We start from the raw sequence: 18,247 nt of genomic DNA on the forward strand, positions 1-18,247 counted from the left end.
AGGAATGGGCAATCGACAGTGCATTGAATTACAAGCAGGCGCTGGATTTGCTGTGTCATGAAAAATCAGCAAAGTACTTGAGGTTCGAATTGGCCTGGGATTCAAGCGATCATTAGCGATCAACAAACCAGTCTCGACGATTGGTTTTTGACGTGACTGGTGGGCATGATCGCAGTGAGCCCTTACGACGCAGTGGAAACTTAATGCCTTCTCCGACCCATCGCCACGAACGCAGCATTTTTGATGACATAGATGAGTGATTCTCTTTATCGGAGATATTCATAACGGCCCTCATCCCCTATTCCTACGGGGCCCTGAAGACAAGCACTGCACTTACCGAGGGCGCAGAGCCATCGAATGTTCGGGATGATGCTCTCCCCTCACGCCGTTGAAAATTTGGTATCACACCAACCAGCAAAGCCTCAAACGCTGTGGTGACGATTAAACGTGCTCGTAAAGTCCCAGTGCCGTAGACCGCAGGTCCATCAAGACCTTCCTCATCAGCTCGCCCAGTGAATGTGGAGCGCTCCCATTCTCCGTGGCAGTACGAAAGCCCGGATGAGTGAAGGAACGGATCAGGCAGCCAAGCGCGACCAAAGCAAATAGCTCTCAGACGCCATCCCTACCTCGAATCATTTAGTCGCCCTCCACCACTATTGACTCCTCAATAACGTGAGCGTCTACGATATCAAAGGCGATTCTCAAGCTTTTTCAGAGACAAATCCACCACCACCCATGCGTCGCAGTCTGGAAAAACTGGGTCTTGTTTAACATGCAGATCAATTATCCTTTCGCGCTCGGCTACCGCCGCTACAAACTCGAAGACATCATCCAAGCATTCCGCGTGAAAACAATATTTCGTCATCTACCTCTCCTGTCATATTTGTATTTTTAGCACATATAATTTTAATTAAACAATGAGATTTCCAATTCGAAGACGTTGCTCATTTGTTGCCCCACAACAAGAGCAGACACTCCCAAAGTTTTTTCCTCTGACATCCGCCATGCAACGGTGAGCCTGGAGCATCTATGGGCAAAAAAAGTAACATACACCGTACATTCAAAGCCCTATTTCGAAAACCGTTACTTTTTTAAAGTCATTTATTTTCAATGCCTTAGACTGAATAACTGTTACCGCCTCTACTAAGCAACTGAGCTAAGGTGCGCGCTTTATTCGCGCACGTATGGGATTTGATTATGAACTCCGTTTTTATTGTCGATGATCACCCCGTCATCCGGCTTGCCGTTCGGATGCTGCTCGAGCATGAAGGTTACAAGGTCGTCGGCGAAACCGATAACGGGGTCGATGCCATGCAGATGGTCCGCGAATGCATGCCCGACCTGATCATCCTTGATATCAGCATTCCCAAACTCGACGGCCTGGAAGTCCTCGCCCGTTTCAACGCCATGGGGACTCCGCTCAAGACCCTGGTGCTGACCGCACAATGCCCGACCCTGTTCGGCATTCGCTGCATGCAGTCCGGTGCATCCGGTTATGTGTGCAAGGAAGAAGACTTGAGCGAACTGGTCAGTGCCATCAAGGCGGTACTTTCCGGTTACAACTATTTCCCCAGCCAGGCATTGAATCCGGTGCGCAGCGATGATGTGCGTTATGCCGAACTGGAGTTATTCAAGTCCGTCAATGACCGGGAACTCATGGTTTTGCAGTTATTTGCCCAAGGGCGCACCAACAAGGAAATTGCCAAAGGCATGTTTCTCAGTAACAAGACTGTCAGTACCTATAAAAAACGCCTGATGCAGAAACTGAAAGCCAGGTCGCTGGTGGAACTTATCGAGATGGCCAAACGCAACGCACTAGTGTGAGAGCCCGAATGCCCAGTCGTTTAAAGATCTATCTTGCCCTCTTGTGTGCGAGCCTGTGCCTGGCGACTCAGAGCCATGCCGACCTCGTCACGGCGCAAGAGTATGTGCTGCGCAGCCGTTCGGGTCATGAAGCGCTGTCCGTGACACTGGAGCCTGCGCAGCGACAATGGCTGCAGACGCGCAGCGAACTGATACTGGGCACTTCCGCACCGGATTATCCGCCGTTCGACATGACGGCCAGCGGTCGCGATTACGAAGGATTTACCGCCGATTACGCCGGCCTCCTCGAACAGGCCAGCGGACTGCCCGTGCGGGTCAAGCGCTTTGCCTCACGGGAAGCCGCCTTGCGCGCATTGAAAGCCGGTCAGGTCGACATGCTCGGTACCGCCAACGGTTTCGAAGCCAGTGACGCGGATATCCTGCTTTCAACGCCCTACGCCATTGATCAGCCGGTACTGGTCACCCGTGAAGACGAATCCCGCACGCTCACCCAGGGCCTGGCCGGTCTGCGCCTGAGCATGGTCTATCACTATCTGCCCCAGGACGAGGTCCGGGCGCTGTATCCCAAGGCCATCCTGACCTCCTATCCGTCCTACCAAAACGCAATCAACGCGGTGGCGTTTGATCAGGCCGACGTGTTTCTGGGCGATACCATTTCCACCCACTACATGATCAACAAGGGCTATCTGAACAACATCCGCATGGCCAATTTCGGCAAACAGGAAGCCCACGGTTTCAGTTTTGCCGTACACGCCGAAAACCCGCAACTGCTGGCCATCATCAACGCCGTGCTACAGGCCATACCGACCAGTGAACGGGACAGCATCGCCAAGCGCTGGAGCGCCGGCAGCGACATTCTGCTGACCGACCAGAAGCTGCAACTGACCCATCACGAAGAGCAATGGCTCAAACAGCATCCGGTGCTGCGTGTGGTGGTGAACGAAGCGTTCGCCCCGCTGACGTTCTTCGACAGCGATGGCAATCTGCGCGGCATTACCGCAGACCTGCTTGAGCTGCTGCGCTTGCGCACCGGCATGCGCTTCGAACTGGTGCGCAGCCGCAGCGACGGCGACATGGTGGAGCAGATCAATCAGCATCGGGCCGATCTGATCGCGGCGCTGCTTCCCAGCCCGCAGCGGGAAAAAACCCTGCAATTCAGTCGCCCCTATCTGGAAAACTCCTTCGTCCTGCTGACCCGCAAATCCCCCGACAGCCCGACGCATCCGGCTCAGCTCAGGGGCAAATACCTGGCGATAGCCCAGGGCAGCCCCATGACCGATTATCTGCGCCGCGAGTTTCCCGATATCCGCCTGACCGAAACCTCGGACACCTTCGGCGCCGCGACATTGCTCGCTGAAGGCAGGGCCGATGGCGCGGTCACCTCACTGGTCATCGCCAATTACCTGATCTCGTCGCGGATCTTCGAACATCAGTTGCAGATCACCACGACCCTGGGCACTCGCCAGGCCGCCTTCTCGCTGGCCACGGCGCGTGACAACCGCGAGCTGAGCTCGATCCTCGACAAAGCGCTGCTGAGCATCAGCCCCGAAGAACTGGGCGTCATCAACAGCCGCTGGCGCGGTTTTTCCAATGCCGCGCAAAGCAACTGGCATCAATACCAGCGCCTGTTTTACCAACTGATCGGGGCGGCATGCCTGCTGCTGTTGCTGTCACTGCTCTGGAACGCCTACATGCGACGCCAGATCAAGCAACGTCAGGCAGCCGAGCGCGCGCTCAACGATCAGTTCGAATTCATGCGCTCGCTGGTCAACGGCACCCCTCACCCGATCTACGTGCGTGACCGCCGGGGTCTGCTGCAAAGCTGCAACGACAGCTATCTGGAAGCCTTCAACGCCAAACGCGAAGATATGATCGGCAAAAGTGTCATGCAGGGCACCCTGAGCAATGCCTTCGAAGCCCAGGCCTTCCAGGCGGATTACCAACGGGTGGTGGCCGAAGGGACGCCGCTGCTGCTGGACCGTCCGCTGCACATCGGTGGCCGGCGCCTGACGATCTATCACTGGATCCTGCCGTACCGCGACTCCAGCGGCGAAGTACAAGGGATCATCGGTGGCTGGATCGACATCAGTGAACGTCGCCAATTGTTCGATGAGCTGCGCACGGCCAAGGAGCAGGCGGACAACGCCAACCGCGCCAAAAGCACCTTTCTGGCGACCATGAGCCACGAAATCCGTACGCCGATGAATGCCATCATCGGCATGCTCGAACTGACGCTCGAGCGCATGAGCGATCAGGCACCGGATCGCTCATCCATCGAAACCGCTTACTGTTCGGCCAAGGATCTGCTGGGCCTGATCGGCGACATCCTCGATATCGCACGAATCGAGTCCGGGCACCTGAGTCTGAGCCCCGAGCGGGTCAATCTGGTCGAAACCGTGGCGTCAGTGGTCAGAATTTTCGACGGTCTGGCCCGCCAGAAAAACCTCGCCTTGCCCCTGACGGTCAATCCTCCCGGACTCGCCGTCGACGTGGAGCTGGATCCGTTGCGCTTCAAGCAAGTCCTGTCGAACCTGATCAGCAACGCCATCAAATTCACCGAACGCGGACAAGTGCGCATCGCGCTGGACGTACGCCCCAACGACGCGGGCGTGTATTCCCTGATCCAACTGACCATTCACGACACCGGAGTCGGAATCAGCACCGAAGATCAACAACGCCTGTTCGAACCCTTTTCCCAGGCCAACAGTGGGCGGCAACAGGCTCGCAGCGGTGCGGGCCTGGGACTGGTCATCAGCCGCAACCTCTGTGAAATGATGGGCGGTCAACTGCAGTTGAGCAGTCAGCCCGGGATCGGCACCCAGGCCTGCCTGTCGTTGCCGTTGCAGACGCTGCCGTGCAAGGCCACCGCAGCGAAAACCACACAGCCGATCGCCCCGTCTGCGACACCGTTGAACATTCTGGTGGTTGATGACCATCCGGCCAACCGTCTGCTGCTGTGCCAGCAGCTGGAATTCCTCGGTCATCGTTTCAGTGTTGCCGAAGAGGGGCGAAGCGCATTTGCAGTCTGGCAGGCCGGCGAATTCGATCTGGTCATCGCCGACTGCAACATGCCAGTGATGAACGGCTATGAACTGACCGAGGCCATCCGCCAACAGGAACGGCGCACCGGCCGCGCACCTTGTACGGTGCTGGGCTTCACGGCCAATGCCCAGCCCGAAGAGGTCAAGCGCTGCAAACAGGCTGGCATGAATGACTGCCTGTTCAAACCCTTGAGTCTCAGCGCCCTGAACCATTGGGTCAACGGGTTACGACCGGCATCGCCGGGGCCGGCGTTCAATCTTCAGGGCCTGAATCAGTTGACCGGTGGCAATCCGCAGCAAGCCCGGCGCCTGCTCACGCAACTGCTCAAGAGTAGCCGTCTGGATCGCGAGGAGCTTCTGGCCCTGGCGCCGCACAATGACCGTGAAGCATTGGCGGTCGTGGCACACAAGATCAAGGGTGCCGCCCGGATCGCCCAGGCCTCGCGCCTGATTGCCTGTTGCGATGCGCTGGAACAAGCCTGCCTGCAGACAACCTCGCTGGCGACCATCGTGCGCTGCACCGAGGCCACCGACGCAGCGATTGTCGAACTGGAGCAGGCATTGCAGCGACAACTGGAACCTTTAGAAGAAGGCACACTGGGCGAGCCTTAACTATGCTTGGACGCTGAGCAGTGCGTTTACTTCAATGGAGAGTCAGCAATGCCCAGCCCACTGCGCCCGGATCAACGCCGATTCCCGTTGCACGTGCACATCAGCGTCATGTTCACCTTCCTGCTGTTGCTGACAGGCGTTGTGCTGGGGTTGTTCAACTATCGCCAGACCACCCGGATCATCCTGTCGAGCAGTGAAAACCTGTTCAACCGCATCGAACAGGACGTGCGCCTGGACCTGCATTCAACTTACGAACCGATCCGGCACCTGCTGAGCCTTCTGGCCAACGATCAGGCAGCCGACGCTTCGAACCTGCAGCAGCGTCTGGCGCTACTCAAGCCGTTCACTCAGTCACTCAAGGACAACAGCGATCTCGCGTCGCTGTATCTGGGGTACGGCAACGGCGACTTCTTCATGGTTCGCCCCTTGCGTACCAACGCCCTTAAAACCCTGCTCAAGGCGCCGCCGACCGCGGTCTATCAGGTCTGGAGCATCGAGCACGACGCCAGCGGTACCGTATCGTCGCAGTCACTGTTCTTCGATCAGACACTGGCGCCGGTGGGGCGCGACGTCAATACCGACGACCGCTACGACCCGCGTACCCGCAACTGGTACATCAACGCCCTGCAACAGGGTGACCAGATCACCACTGAGCCCTATGTATTTTTCTCCACGCACAATGTGGGCACCACGCTCGCCCGTCGCAGCAGCGCAGACTCCGTCATCGGTGCCGACCTGACCCTTGAAGCACTTTCCGCCACCTTGCTCAAGCATGTCGTCACCCCCTCCACCGAAATCGTGTTGTTCGATGCCGATGGCAATGCGGTGGCCTATCCCGATAGCCGCCGGCTGATTGTCGACGACCGCAGCGCGCGCCTGGCCAAGGCCGCCGACCTGAGCCCGAACCTGCACGCGTTGCTGTCCGCGTCCCATCAGGGCAAACGGCTCGACGTCAATGGGCGCCACTGGATCGTCGCCCGCAGCAACCTGCAGGAAGGAGGGCCGAAAGGTTTGCAGATGGCCCTTCTGGTGCCGGAGGACGAACTGCTGGCCGACGCCTACCGCATGCGCTGGCAAGGCGCGCTGATCACCCTCGCGATCTTGCTGCTGTGCCTGCCGCTGGGCTGGCTGATCTCGCGGATTCTGGTCAAACCGTTGCACGCGCTGGTCAAGGAAGCCGACGCGATCCGCAGTTTCGATTTCAATTTTCCGGTCACCCGCCGCTCGCCGGTGCTGGAAGTCGACCAGTTGAGCCTGTCGATGGCGCGCATGAAAGACACACTCGCCAGCTTCTTCCGCATCACCGACAGCCTCAGCGCCGAAACCCGCTTCGCCCCGCTGCTGCAACGGGTGCTGTTCGAAACGGTGCAGATCGCCCAGGCCCAGGCAGGGTTGATCTATCTGCGCGAAAGCGACGGCAACCGGATGGAACCCTATGGGCTGGTGATCGATGGTGTTTCGCAGGAGCCGGGCAGGCTCAACGTACTCGGCCAGGACCTGCTGGCAGATCAGGGCCCGGCGTGGTTTCAGCAACTGATCCACGCCGACAACGTGGTCAGCAGCCTTGGATTCGAGCAGGCCGCAGACTTGCAGAACGTCCTGTTGGCCATGCAGTCGCCGCGCATCCACCTGATCGGTATCCGCCTGCGTAACCGTCACAACGAGACCATCGGCCTGTTGATTCTGCTGATCAACGACAGCGGCAACGCTCAGGATCTGGAAAAACTGCGCCCGGACCGCATCGCCTTCCTGCAAGCAGTGTCCGGTGCGGCGGCGGTGAGTATTGAAAGTCAGCGTCTGCAAGCGAAACAGAAGCAGTTGCTCGATGCGTTCATCCAGTTACTGGCCGGCGCCATCGACGCCAAGAGCCCCTACACCGGCGGCCACTGCCAGCGTGTGCCGGAATTGACCTTGATGCTTGCGCAAGCCGCTGCCGCCAGCCAGGCACCGGCGTTTCAGCGTTATCAGCCCAGCGAAGACGAGTGGGAAGCCCTGCACATCGCGGCCTGGCTGCACGATTGCGGCAAGGTCACCACACCCGAATATGTCGTCGACAAGGCGACCAAACTGGAAACCCTCAACGATCGCATCCACGAAATTCGCACCCGTTTCGAAGTGCTCAAGCGCGATGCCTGGGTCAGTTATTGGCAGGCGCTGGCGCTCGGCGGCAACGCGGTGCAACTGAGCGAACAGCGTGACGCCGCGCTGACGCAACTGGACGATGACTTTGCTTTTGTTGCCCGTTGCAATCTGGGCGGTGAGGCCATGGCGCCCGCCGATCTGCAGCGCCTTGAGCGCATCGCCGAGCGGCGCTGGATGCGCACCCTCGATGATCGCCTGGGGGTGTCATGGGAGGAAAACCGCCGTCAGGCGCAGACGCCTGCGCCAACGCTGCCAGTCAGCGAACCACTGCTGGCGGACAAGCCCGAACACCTGATCGAACGCGCCGAGAGTGAACTGATTCCCGAAGACAATCCGTGGGGGTTCAAACTGGATGTGCCGCGTTACAAATACAATCGCGGCGAACTGTACAACCTGAGCATTGCCCGGGGCACGCTGACCCGCGAAGAACGCTACATCATCAATCACCACATGGTGCAGACGATCCTGATGCTCAGCCACCTGCCCTTCCCCGGGCACCTGGACAGCGTTGCGGAAATCGCCGGCGGGCATCACGAAAAAATGGACGGCAGCGGCTATCCAAAGCGCCTGAAACGCGAAGACATGAGCCTGCCGGCACGGATGATGGCGATTGCCGATATTTTCGAGGCGCTGACGGCTGCGGATCGGCCGTACAAGAAAGCCAAAACCCTGAGCGAGGCATTGGCGATCATGGCCACCATGTGCCGCGAGGCGCACATCGACGCCGAGCTGTTCGCGCTGTTCATCAATGACGGGGTTTACATGCAATACGCTGCGCGGTTTCTCGATCCGCGCCAGATCGATGCGGTGGATCCGGCCAGCCTGCTGCGCAAGGCTGGCCTGAGTGCCTGATCAGCAGTCGGTCAGACGCAGGAAGATCGCCGCCAATTGCTCGATACCCGCCTGATCGTCGGTGCCAAAACGCGCCAGTTTCGGGCTGTCGAGATCGAGTACGCCGATCAACCGACCGTCCTTGACCAGCGGCACTACCAACTCGCTGTTGGAAGCGCTGTCGCAAGCAATATGGCCGGGGAAAGCATGCACGTCTTCGACGCGCTGAGTCTGCAGACTGGCCGCCGCGGCGCCACACACGCCGCGCCCGAACGGAATGCGCACGCAAGCGATCTGGCCCTGGAACGGACCAAGCACCAGCTCTTCATTGCGATTGAGGTAGAAACCCGCCCAGTTCAAGTCATCGAGCTGGTTGAACAGAAACGCCGAAAACTGCGCGGCATTCGCGATGAAATCGCGCTCGTCCGCCAGCAGCGATTCCAGTTGTGCGGCCAACATGCCGTAGCCTTCGAGGCCCTGGCCGCTTTGTTGCAAATCAATCATGCCTTGTGCTCCAGCAATTTCAGACCCACCCAGTAACGGGCGAATTGGTACGCGCAACGGCCGTTGCGATTGCCGCGCCCGGTGGCCCAGCGCACAGCGAGAATGTCCAGTTGTTCGTCGCGCTGCCAGCTCAGGCCAGCCTTGGCGGCCAACTGGCCGATCCAGTGTTCGACGACATTGAGGAAGTGTTCCTGAGTAAACGGATAAAACGACAGCCACAGACCGAAACGGTCCGACAAGGCGATCTTGTCTTCCACCGCCTCACTCGGGTGCAGCTCGCCGTCGACACGCTTCCAGTTTTCGTTGTCGCTTTCCTTCTCCGGCACCAGATGGCGGCGATTGGAAGTGGCGTATAGCAGAACGTTGTCCGGGGCCTGCTCGAGCGAGCCGTCGAGCACGCTTTTCAGCACGCGGTAATCGCCTTCGCCGGATTCGAACGACAGGTCATCGCAAAACAGCACGAAGCGCTGTGGCAGTTTGCCAATCTGCTCGACCACGCGCGGCAGGTCGGCCAGATGATCGCGTTCGATCTCGATCAAACGCAGGCCGGCCTTGGCGTGCTCAGCCAGCAGCGCGCGCACCAGCGAGGATTTACCGGTACCGCGCGAACCCCAGAGGAGCGCATGGTTAGCCGGCATGCCGTCGAGAAACTGCTGGGTGTTGCGGCCCAGGTGCTCCAGTTGACGGTCGACACCGATCAGGTCGGACAGGCGCATGTCGAGACTGACGTCCAGCGGCAGCAAGTACCCGCTACGCCCGTCTCGCTGCCAGCGCGCGGCCAGACAAGTATTCCAGTCGATCAGCGGACGTGGCGCCGGCAGCAAGGGTTCGATCCGCGCCAGAACCGACTCGGCGCGTTCAAGAAAAGCATTCAATCGGGAATCCACGTCTTCTCCTCGGGCACGTTCACAGTGATGATGTCGATACAGCGACGACAGACAGATCTCAATCCCCGCTCAGGCCTTGTTACAAGGCGATTCGGGAACCTCGGTATCCAGACATGATCGACTATGCTTGAGCAGCGAAGGGAAACGGAAGTGGTTCAACACCCCATGGATATCAAATTCACCCACCGGCTGTCTTACAAGCAAGCCAGATTCACTGTGCTGGTCGGGTTCATTCTGGGCACGCTGCTCAGCCTGCTGCAAATCGGCATCGATTATGCCAGCGAAGACGCCTCCATCAACCGTGAAATCCTGTCTTTGCTGGAAATCAGCCACAATCCGGCATCGCGGATCGCCTACAACATCGACGCGGAACTGGCGCAGGAACTGACCCTGGGGCTGTTGCGTTCGCCGGCGATCATCTCGGCGCAACTGACGGACAACAACGGCAACGTGCTGGCCAACGTCAAACGCCCGGAGCTGCAAAGCGGCTATCGGGTGATCAGCGACTTCCTGTTCGGCGCCAAACGCCAGTTCGAAGACCGTCTGTACCTCGACCACCTGCCCGACGAATCATTGGGCATCCTCAGCCTTGAAGTCGACACGTACGCGTTCGGCAGCCGTTTCCTGCGCCGCGCCGAAGTCACTTTGCTCAACGGGTTTGCCCGCAGCCTGATCCTCACCGGGATCCTGCTGGCGTTGTTCTACGTGATGCTGACCAAGCCACTGGTACGGCTGATTCGTGAACTCAGTGCGCGCGACGCACGCAGCGCAGAACCGACAACGCTGGAATGCCCGGCCGGACACGCCAATGACGAAATCGGCGTGCTGGTCAAAGTCGCCAACCAGCAGTTCGAAAACATCGCCACGGAAATCCAGCAGCGCCGCAACGCCGAAAACCGCCTGACCGACTACCTCGGGCAGCTGGAGCACATCGTTTCGGCCCGCACCGCCGAGCTCAAGGCGATCAACACCCGGCTCAGCCAGTCCAACGAAGAACTGGAGATCGCCCGCAGCACCGCACTGGACATGGCCGAAGCACGCTCGGCGTTCCTTGCCAACATGAGTCACGAGATCCGCACCCCGCTCAACGGGCTGCTGGGCATGATCGCTCTGTCCCTTGACGGCCCGCTGAATGCCGAACAACAGCAACAGCTGTCAATTGCCCATGACTCGGGCAAGGTGCTGGTGGAGCTGCTCAACGATATTCTCGACCTGTCCAAGTTCGATGCCGGGCAACTGGAGCTCGAGCACATTCCGTTCGACCTCGGCTCGCTGATCGAGGATACCGCCAACCTGCTGTCACAGAACGCCGCGCCGAGCGTCGAACTGACCTGCCTGATCGATCCGCACTTCCCCGCTCTGGTGCTGGGAGACCCGACCCGGGTGCGGCAGATCGTCAGCAACCTGTTGTCCAATGCCCTGAAGTTCACCCGCTTCGGCCGGGTTGATGTGCGTCTGTCGGCCCATGGCGACGGGGTGCGCATCGAAGTCTGCGACACCGGTATCGGTATCGCCCAGGAAGCCCAGGTGAAAATCTTCCAGCCGTTCACCCAGGCGGGCGCCGGTATCACCCGGCAGTACGGCGGCACCGGTCTCGGCCTGGCGCTGACCTACAACCTCTGTGAAGCCATGCAGGGTCGACTGACCATCAGTTCCGAGGCCGGTTTCGGCAGTCAGTTCTGTGCCGACCTGCCGCTGCCGTGCCATACCCGGGCGATCATGCCGCCACCGCTGCACGGCAAGGTATTGGCGATCACCGCGGCCAGCAGCGGCCTGGCGGAACTGCTCAAGACGCTGTTGCCGGTGTGGGGCGTGACGTATGAACAGCGCACCATGGACGACCCGTTGCTGGGCCTGTCACCCGATCTGCTGATCACCGATTGCCCGGAATGCCTGTTCAGTCTGCGCCCAACCCTCAGCGCGCCGATCCTGGTGGTGACCGCTTATGGCAGCTTCATGCCCAGCGAAGAGGCCGCAGCGCTGGCGCCATTGCAGCAACAGGCCCGACCACTGGCACGCAACGCGCTGTATCAGATCCTGCGGCGCATTCTGCTGGCAGACATCACCACGAACAACGATGCGCAGCAAGAAAGCCAGCCGGTTCAACGCCGCGGACGCGTGCTGCTGGTGGAGGACAATCCGGTCAACCAGTTGGTGGCCAAAGGCATGCTTGGCAAGCTCGGGTGCGACGTGGTGGTCGCCGCCCACGGCGCCGAAGCGCTGGATCAACTGGAGCACGATGAGTTCGACCTGGTGCTGATGGACTGCAACATGCCGGTGATGGACGGCTACGAAGCGAGCCGGCAGATTCGCCAGAGCGGGCGCTGGCCGCACCTCCCGATCGTGGCACTGACCGCCAACGCCATGTCCGAGGAGCGCGAGCGCTGCCGTGCCGCCGGCATGAGCGATTATCTGGCCAAGCCGTTCCGCCGCGAAGAGCTGGCGGCCCTGCTCGACCAGTGGATTCCGACTACGTCAGCGCCTTGATCTGCCCCAGCAGGTGATCAAGACCGTTACGCAAATCATTGAGCCGATCAAGATCCACGCCGCTGTCGCACAACAATCGGGCCTTGAGCGGCCCAACCTGCTCGCGCAACGCCTGGCCCTGGGTGGTCAGGCTTAGATGCACTTCACGCTCGTCACGCGTCGAGCGCTGGCGCTGCACCCACTGCAATTGCTCAAGCCGCTTGAGCAACGGCGTCAGAGTGCCGGAGTCCAGCGCCAGACGCTCGCCCAAGGCCTTGACCGTCGGTTGCTCCGGCGCTCTGTCCTGCCACTCCCACAGCACCAGCATCACCAGGTACTGCGGGTACGTCAGGCCGAGCTGATCGAGCATCGGCTTGTAAGCGCGAATCACCGCCCGGGACGCGGCATACAACTTGAAGCACAACTGATTGTCGAGCTTCAGCGAATCGTCGGGCAGGCTGTTCATTTGAGCAGGGCTTCGATCTCGCCGCTGATATCCTGCGGCTTGGTGGTCGGGGCAAAACGCTTGACCAGTTGCCCATCCTTGCCGATCAGGAACTTGGTGAAGTTCCACTTGATGCCCTCGGAGCCGAGCAGACCCGGAGCGCGCTTTTTCAACTGTACGAACAGTGGATGCGCATCAGAACCGTTGACATCGATCTTCTTGAACAACGGGAAACTCACGCCGTAATTCAACTCACAGAATTCGCTGATCGCACCCTCGTTGCCTGGCTCCTGCTTGCCGAACTGATTACATGGAAACCCCAGCACCACCAGGCCCTGATCCTTGTAGGTCTGCCACAGCTCTTCCAGGCCTTTGTATTGCGGGGTGAAGCCGCATTTGCTGGCGGTGTTGACCACCAGAACGGCCTTGCCGGCGAAATCGGCCAGGGTCTTTTGCTCACCCTTGATGGTGGTGACAGGAATATTCAGCAGGTTGTCGCTCATGAGACGGCTCCATGGATTATCGGCAAAGGCCAAACATAGCGAGCAATTAAATTGTGTGCAATTTAATTAATTGAGTTGCCATCATGTAGGAGCTGCCGAAGGCTGCGATCTTTTGATCTTTAAAAATCAAGAGATCGCAGCCTTCGGCAGCTCCTACAGGGGTGAATCAAGCGATCCATTCGAGCGAGCAGTTCAATCGCGCGGCTCGAGGTTCAGGCACACCGAATTGATGCAGTAACGCAGGCCGGTCGGTGGCGGACCATCGGGAAACACGTGGCCCAGATGCGCGTCACAGCGAGCGCATTTGACCTCGGTGCGGATCATGCCGTGACTGGTATCGCGGATTTCGGTCATGGCGCTTTCGCCGATCGGCGCGTAGAAGCTCGGCCAGCCGCAGCCGGAATCGAATTTGGTTTGGGAGTCGAATAGCGGCTCATTGCAGCACACGCAATGATAAATGCCGTCGGTTTTGGTGGCGTTGTATTTGCCGGAGAACGGCCGTTCGGTCGCACTGAGCCGGCACACGTTGTACTGCTCGGGATCGAGCATCGCACGCCATTCTTCCAGGGTTTTTTCCAACTTTTCCATCATCACACCTCAACGGCTGAAAAAGCCCGATCTGTACCTTTTCCACGGATCGGGTGGCACGTATGATTGCGCCTCGTCACACGCCAGTCTGGCAGCCAGACCGGGCGCATTCAAACGGATTATTGGCGCCACCGCGCAAGACTCCGCCTGTGCAAAGACGCAGGAATCCCAGTACGGTTGGCCATCCGCCGTCTGGATCGTTCATTTTCGGGATCACATCGCCATGCAGTTCAGCAAATCGAACAAGCTCGCCAACGTCTGCTACGACATTCGCGGACCGGTGCTCAAGCACGCCAAACGTCTGGAGGAGGAAGGCCAGCGCATCCTCAAGCTGAACATCGGCAACCCGGCACCGTTTGGTTTCGAAGCGCCGGACGAAATTCTCCAGGACGTGATCCGCAATCTGCCGACCGCCCAAGGCTACAGCGATTCCAAAGGCCTGTTCAGCGCCCGTAAAGCGGTGATGCAGTACTACCAGCAAAAGAATGTGGAAGGTGTCGGCATTGAAGACATCTACCTGGGCAACGGCGTGTCCGAGCTGATCGTGATGTCGCTGCAGGCGCTGCTCAACAACGGTGACGAAGTGCTGGTACCGGCCCCGGACTACCCGCTCTGGACCGCCGCCGTGAGCCTGGCCGGCGGCAATGCCGTGCACTATCTGTGCGACGAGGGTGCCGACTGGTTCCCGGATCTGGCCGATATCAAGGCCAAGATCACGCCGAACACCAAGGCCATGGTGATCATCAACCCGAACAACCCGACCGGTGCGGTGTACTCGAAGGAAGTACTGCTGGGCATGCTGGAAATCGCCCGCGCGCACAATCTGGTGGTGTTCTCCGACGAGATCTACGACAAGATCCTCTATGACGATGCCGTGCACATCTGCACCGCCTCGCTGGCGCCGGACCTGCTGTGCCTGACCTTCAACGGTCTGTCGAAATCCTACCGCGTGGCGGGTTTCCGCTCCGGCTGGATTGCCATCTCCGGGCCGAAACACAATGCCCAGAGCTACATCGAAGGCATCGACATGCTGGCGAACATGCGTCTGTGCGCCAACGTGCCGAGCCAGCACGCGATCCAGACTGCCCTCGGTGGTTATCAGAGCATCAATGATCTGGTGCTGCCGCAAGGTCGTCTGCTGGAGCAGCGCAACCGTACCTGGGAGTTGCTCAACGACATTCCGGGCGTCAGCTGCGTCAAGCCGATGGGCGCGCTGTATGCATTCCCGCGGATCGACCCGAAGGTCTGCCCGATCCACAACGACGAAAAATTCGTCCTCGACCTGCTGCTCTCCGAGAAGCTGCTGGTGGTGCAAGGCACGGCCTTCAACTGGCCGTGGCCGGATCACTTCCGCGTGGTGACCCTGCCCCGCGTCGACGACCTCGAGATGGCCATCGGACGTATCGGCAACTTCCTCAAGTCCTACCGCCAGTAACCGGTCGACAGTGCGCAACGGCCCGAACGTTGCGCACTGTCTGATTCAGCAACACTTCTGCCCTCCCCGCCTCGCAGGGCCTTCTACACTTGCGATTCGTATAGTCCACACGTCTCTGGCGCAGTGGTGGCGGGTGGCGGCTGGCTGTCATCCCTTTCGGTTTCGGTCGTGGGCAATGGCCTGCAGCCCGGAATCCGCTGTAGGACACAGTTTGAAATAGTCACTCAGTTGAATCACCCCGTGCCGCACCTTATATACCCCGCAGTACGCTACATCTTTAGCTTGAGGAGATTTCTATAACCATGATGCGCATCCTGCTGTTTTTGGCCACTAACCTGGCGGTCGTGCTGATAGCCAGCATCACCCTGAGCCTGTTCGGCTTCAACGGGTTCATGGCGGCCAACGGGGTTGATCTCAACCTCAGTCAGCTGCTGGTTTTCTGTGCGGTCTTTGGTTTCGCCGGTTCGCTGTTCTCGCTGTTCATCTCAAAGTGGATGGCCAAGATGAGCACCGGCACCCAGATCATCAGCCAGCCACGCACCCGGCATGAACAATGGCTGCTGCAAACCGTCGAGCAACTGTCCCGCGAAGCCGGGATCAAGATGCCCGAAGTCGGTATTTTTCCGGCCTACGAGGCCAATGCCTTTGCGACCGGCTGGAACAAGAACGACGCGTTGGTCGCAGTCAGCCAGGGCCTGCTCGAGCGCTTTTCGCCGGATGAAGTGAAAGCCGTTCTGGCCCACGAAATCGGTCACGTGGCCAACGGTGACATGGTCACCCTGGCGCTGATCCAGGGCGTGGTGAACACCTTCGTGATGTTTTTTGCGCGGATCATCGGCAACTTCGTCGACAAGGTGATTTTCAAGAACGAAGAAGGCCAGGGCATTGCCTACTACGTGGCGACCATCTTCGCCGAACTGGTCCTGGGCATCCTCGCCAGCGCTATCGTCATGTGGTTCTCGCGCAAGCGCGAATTCCGTGCCGACGAAGCCGGCGCACGTCTGGCGGGCACCAACGCGATGATCGGCGCGCTGCAACGCCTGCGCGCCGAACAGGGCCTGCCGGTACACATGCCGGACACTCTGAACGCCTTCGGCATCAACGGTGGCATCAAACAGGGCTTTGCCCGCATGTTCATGAGCCACCCGCCGCTGGAAGAGCGTATCGACGCGCTGCGTCGTCGCGGTTGATCCGACCGGCGTAACAATAAAAAGGCCCGCAGTGATGCGGGCCTTTTTTGTGCTCGGGATTGTGTGTTGGCTGATCTAGCCCCATCGCTGGCAAGCCAGCTCCCACAGGGTTTTGTGGTGTTTTCTGGATTCGAGGACGCAGCAGATCACTGTGGGAGCTGGCTTGCCAGCGATGGGGCCCGCACAGCCAATACAAACCTATCGACCAGAAACCCGGTAAACCCGCTCCTCCAACCGCGTCACCCCCGCCTGCAGAAACTTCCAGCTCTCCCCCAGCACATCCTGCTCTTCCAGCATTCGCACCTGCCAGGCACCCCCCAGCAAGCGCTGCACCTCATCGTCGCTCACCGCAAACGGTGGCCCGGACATCTGCGCCTGATCGTAATCCAGTGTGATCAACAGCCCCTGCACAACCGGCGGCAGGATTTGCTGCAGATGCGCCGCATAGCGTTCACGCATCGCAGGCGGCAAGGCGATCAACGCTGCGCGGTCGTACAATGCCGCGCAGTCCGCTACATCGTCTGCAGTCAGCGCGAAGAAATCACCGCACCACAACTCGATGGAATCGCCGCGATAGACCTTGAACGGTCCCTCGTCGCTGACCTGCGGCGTTACCTGATGCTCACTGAAGAAGTCCTCGATGGCCTTCTGCGACAACTCGACCCCGAACACCTGATGTCCGCGCCCGGCCAGCCACAACAGATCCAGGCTTTTGCCGCACAACGGCACCAGCACCCGCGCCTGCATCGGGATCGCCAACTGCGGCCAGTGACGCTGTAGATACGGGTTGACCTCAGGCAGATGAAAGCCGATCTGATTGGATTCCCACTTCTTGTGCCAAAACTCAGGCTGCATGCTTCACCCCAAAAAATTCGATCAAAAGGCGTTAAAACTTATATTAGATTTAGATCAATGATCTGACTGAAGATGGCACCATCTTACCGCTCAGGAACCCATCATGTTTCCCAGCCTGTTTATTTCCCATGGTTCACCCATGCTTGCTCTGGAGCCAGGCGCCAGCGGCCCGGCTCTGCAGCGCCTGGCGGCTGAACTGCCCAAACCGAAAGCCATCGTGATTGTCTCTGCCCACTGGGAAAGCCAGGAATTGCGGGTCAGCAGCCATTCGCAACCCGAAACCTGGCATGACTTCGGCGGTTTTCCCCGCGCCCTGTTTGAAGTGCAATATCCGGCGCCGGGCAATCCGCAACTGGCCACCGAAGTGGCCGAACTGCTCAACGCTGCCCATCTGCCGGCTCGCCTCGATGCGCAACGACCGTTCGACCACGGCGTCTGGGTGCCGCTGTCACTGATGTACCCGCAGGCGGATATTCCGGTGGTGCAGGTATCGCTGCCGAGTCGCGGTGGCCCGGCGCTGCAAACCCGTGTCGGGCACGCGCTGGCGAGTCTGCGCGAGCAGGGTATTTTGCTGATCGGCTCCGGCAGCATCACCCACAACCTGCGCGAACTGGACTGGCATGCCGGCCCGGAAAGCGTCGAGCCGTGGGCGCGGGATTTTCGTGACTGGATGATCGACAAGTTGGCAGCCAATGACGAAGCGGCGTTGCACGACTATCGTCAGCAGGCGCCAAATGCGGTGCGCAGCCATCCGAGTGACGAACATTTGTTGCCGTTGTATTTCGCCCGTGGCGCGGGAGGTGAGTTCAGCATTGCTCATCAAGGGTTCACGATGGGCGCGCTGGGTATGGATATTTATCGCTTCGGTTGACGCCTTCGCGAGCAGGCTCGCTCCCACAAAGGCAAAAAGCAGGCATAAAAAAT

General features: G+C 59.4%; 14 protein-coding genes. 7 read left to right on the forward strand and 7 right to left on the reverse strand.

The window, feature by feature from the left end; translation table 11 throughout:
- Nucleotides 1–688: 688 nt before the first annotated feature.
- Complete coding sequence (locus tag ACYZUM_RS16975; RefSeq protein WP_473060891.1) at nt 689–865, reverse strand: hypothetical protein; 177 nt, start codon at nt 863–865, stop codon at nt 689–691.
- Between the two features lie 332 nt (nt 866–1,197).
- Between ACYZUM_RS16975 and ACYZUM_RS16980 the strand changes: the two genes are divergently transcribed.
- From ACYZUM_RS16980 to ACYZUM_RS16990, 3 genes are read left to right on the forward strand one after another with little or no spacing between them, the layout of a single operon-like run.
- Nucleotides 1,198–1,824, forward strand: a complete 627-nt coding sequence (locus ACYZUM_RS16980) for a response regulator transcription factor (RefSeq protein WP_041069609.1) — start codon at nt 1,198–1,200, stop codon at nt 1,822–1,824.
- 8 nt (nt 1,825–1,832) lie between these two features.
- Entirely contained in the window at nt 1,833–5,477 is a 3,645-nt protein-coding gene (locus tag ACYZUM_RS16985) for a transporter substrate-binding domain-containing protein (RefSeq protein ID WP_473060892.1), read from the forward strand.
- A gap of 48 nt (nt 5,478–5,525) precedes the next feature.
- On the forward strand, nt 5,526–8,471 hold the full coding sequence (locus ACYZUM_RS16990) for an HD domain-containing phosphohydrolase (RefSeq protein WP_473060893.1): 2,946 nt from the start codon (nt 5,526–5,528) through the stop codon (nt 8,469–8,471).
- Here ACYZUM_RS16990 and ACYZUM_RS16995 read toward each other — a convergent pair whose 3' ends face one another.
- Both ACYZUM_RS16995 and ACYZUM_RS17000 read right to left on the reverse strand, forming a co-directional pair.
- Nucleotides 8,472–8,954 carry a GAF domain-containing protein gene (locus tag ACYZUM_RS16995; protein WP_039770434.1) on the reverse strand — a complete coding sequence of 161 codons (483 nt, stop codon included), beginning with the start codon at nt 8,952–8,954 and terminating at the stop codon, nt 8,472–8,474.
- Nucleotides 8,951–9,841, reverse strand: a complete 891-nt coding sequence (locus ACYZUM_RS17000; RefSeq protein WP_473060894.1) for an ATP-binding protein — start codon at nt 9,839–9,841, stop codon at nt 8,951–8,953. The genes ACYZUM_RS16995 and ACYZUM_RS17000 overlap by 4 nt, the downstream gene beginning before the upstream one ends.
- Before the next feature lie 165 nt (nt 9,842–10,006).
- On the opposite strand from ACYZUM_RS17000, the gene ACYZUM_RS17005 reads away from it, so the two are divergent.
- Nucleotides 10,007–12,328 carry a hybrid sensor histidine kinase/response regulator gene (locus ACYZUM_RS17005; protein ID WP_198758824.1) on the forward strand — a complete coding sequence of 774 codons (2,322 nt, stop codon included), beginning with the start codon at nt 10,007–10,009 and terminating at the stop codon, nt 12,326–12,328.
- Here the strand turns inward: ACYZUM_RS17005 and ACYZUM_RS17010 are convergent.
- The 3 genes from ACYZUM_RS17010 to msrB form a co-directional block, all read right to left on the reverse strand.
- Nucleotides 12,312–12,773 carry a MarR family winged helix-turn-helix transcriptional regulator gene (locus ACYZUM_RS17010; protein WP_473060895.1) on the reverse strand — a complete coding sequence of 154 codons (462 nt, stop codon included), beginning with the start codon at nt 12,771–12,773 and terminating at the stop codon, nt 12,312–12,314. The genes ACYZUM_RS17005 and ACYZUM_RS17010 overlap by 17 nt on opposite strands.
- On the reverse strand, nt 12,770–13,255 hold the full coding sequence (locus ACYZUM_RS17015) for a glutathione peroxidase (RefSeq protein ID WP_027613435.1): 486 nt from the start codon (nt 13,253–13,255) through the stop codon (nt 12,770–12,772). Before ACYZUM_RS17015 ends, ACYZUM_RS17010 begins: the two co-directional genes overlap by 4 nt.
- A gap of 192 nt (nt 13,256–13,447) precedes the next feature.
- Nucleotides 13,448–13,843, reverse strand: a complete 396-nt coding sequence (msrB, locus tag ACYZUM_RS17020) for a peptide-methionine (R)-S-oxide reductase MsrB (RefSeq protein ID WP_041069831.1) — start codon at nt 13,841–13,843, stop codon at nt 13,448–13,450.
- Between the two features lie 223 nt (nt 13,844–14,066).
- Here msrB and ACYZUM_RS17025 point away from each other — a divergent pair, with 223 nt between their 5' ends.
- Nucleotides 14,067–15,278, forward strand: coding sequence for a pyridoxal phosphate-dependent aminotransferase (locus ACYZUM_RS17025; RefSeq protein ID WP_003226761.1), 1,212 nt, complete (start codon nt 14,067–14,069; stop codon nt 15,276–15,278).
- Nucleotides 15,279–15,580: 302 nt separating this feature from the next.
- A complete protein-coding gene (gene htpX, locus ACYZUM_RS17030; RefSeq protein ID WP_041069582.1) occupies nt 15,581–16,468 on the forward strand; it encodes a protease HtpX in 888 nt (295 codons plus the stop codon).
- A gap of 198 nt (nt 16,469–16,666) precedes the next feature.
- Here the strand turns inward: htpX and ACYZUM_RS17035 are convergent, their stop codons facing one another.
- The gene (locus tag ACYZUM_RS17035; protein ID WP_473060896.1) at nt 16,667–17,323 is read right to left on the reverse strand and encodes a thiopurine S-methyltransferase; all 657 of its coding nucleotides are present in this window, start codon (nt 17,321–17,323) and stop codon (nt 16,667–16,669) included.
- 103 nt (nt 17,324–17,426) lie between these two features.
- Here ACYZUM_RS17035 and ACYZUM_RS17040 point away from each other — a divergent pair, with 103 nt between their 5' ends.
- Nucleotides 17,427–18,194 carry a DODA-type extradiol aromatic ring-opening family dioxygenase gene (locus ACYZUM_RS17040; protein WP_473060897.1) on the forward strand — a complete coding sequence of 256 codons (768 nt, stop codon included), beginning with the start codon at nt 17,427–17,429 and terminating at the stop codon, nt 18,192–18,194.
- Nucleotides 18,195–18,247: the final 53 nt, after the last annotated feature.

This window comes from Pseudomonas sp. m6p, assembly GCF_055760375.1.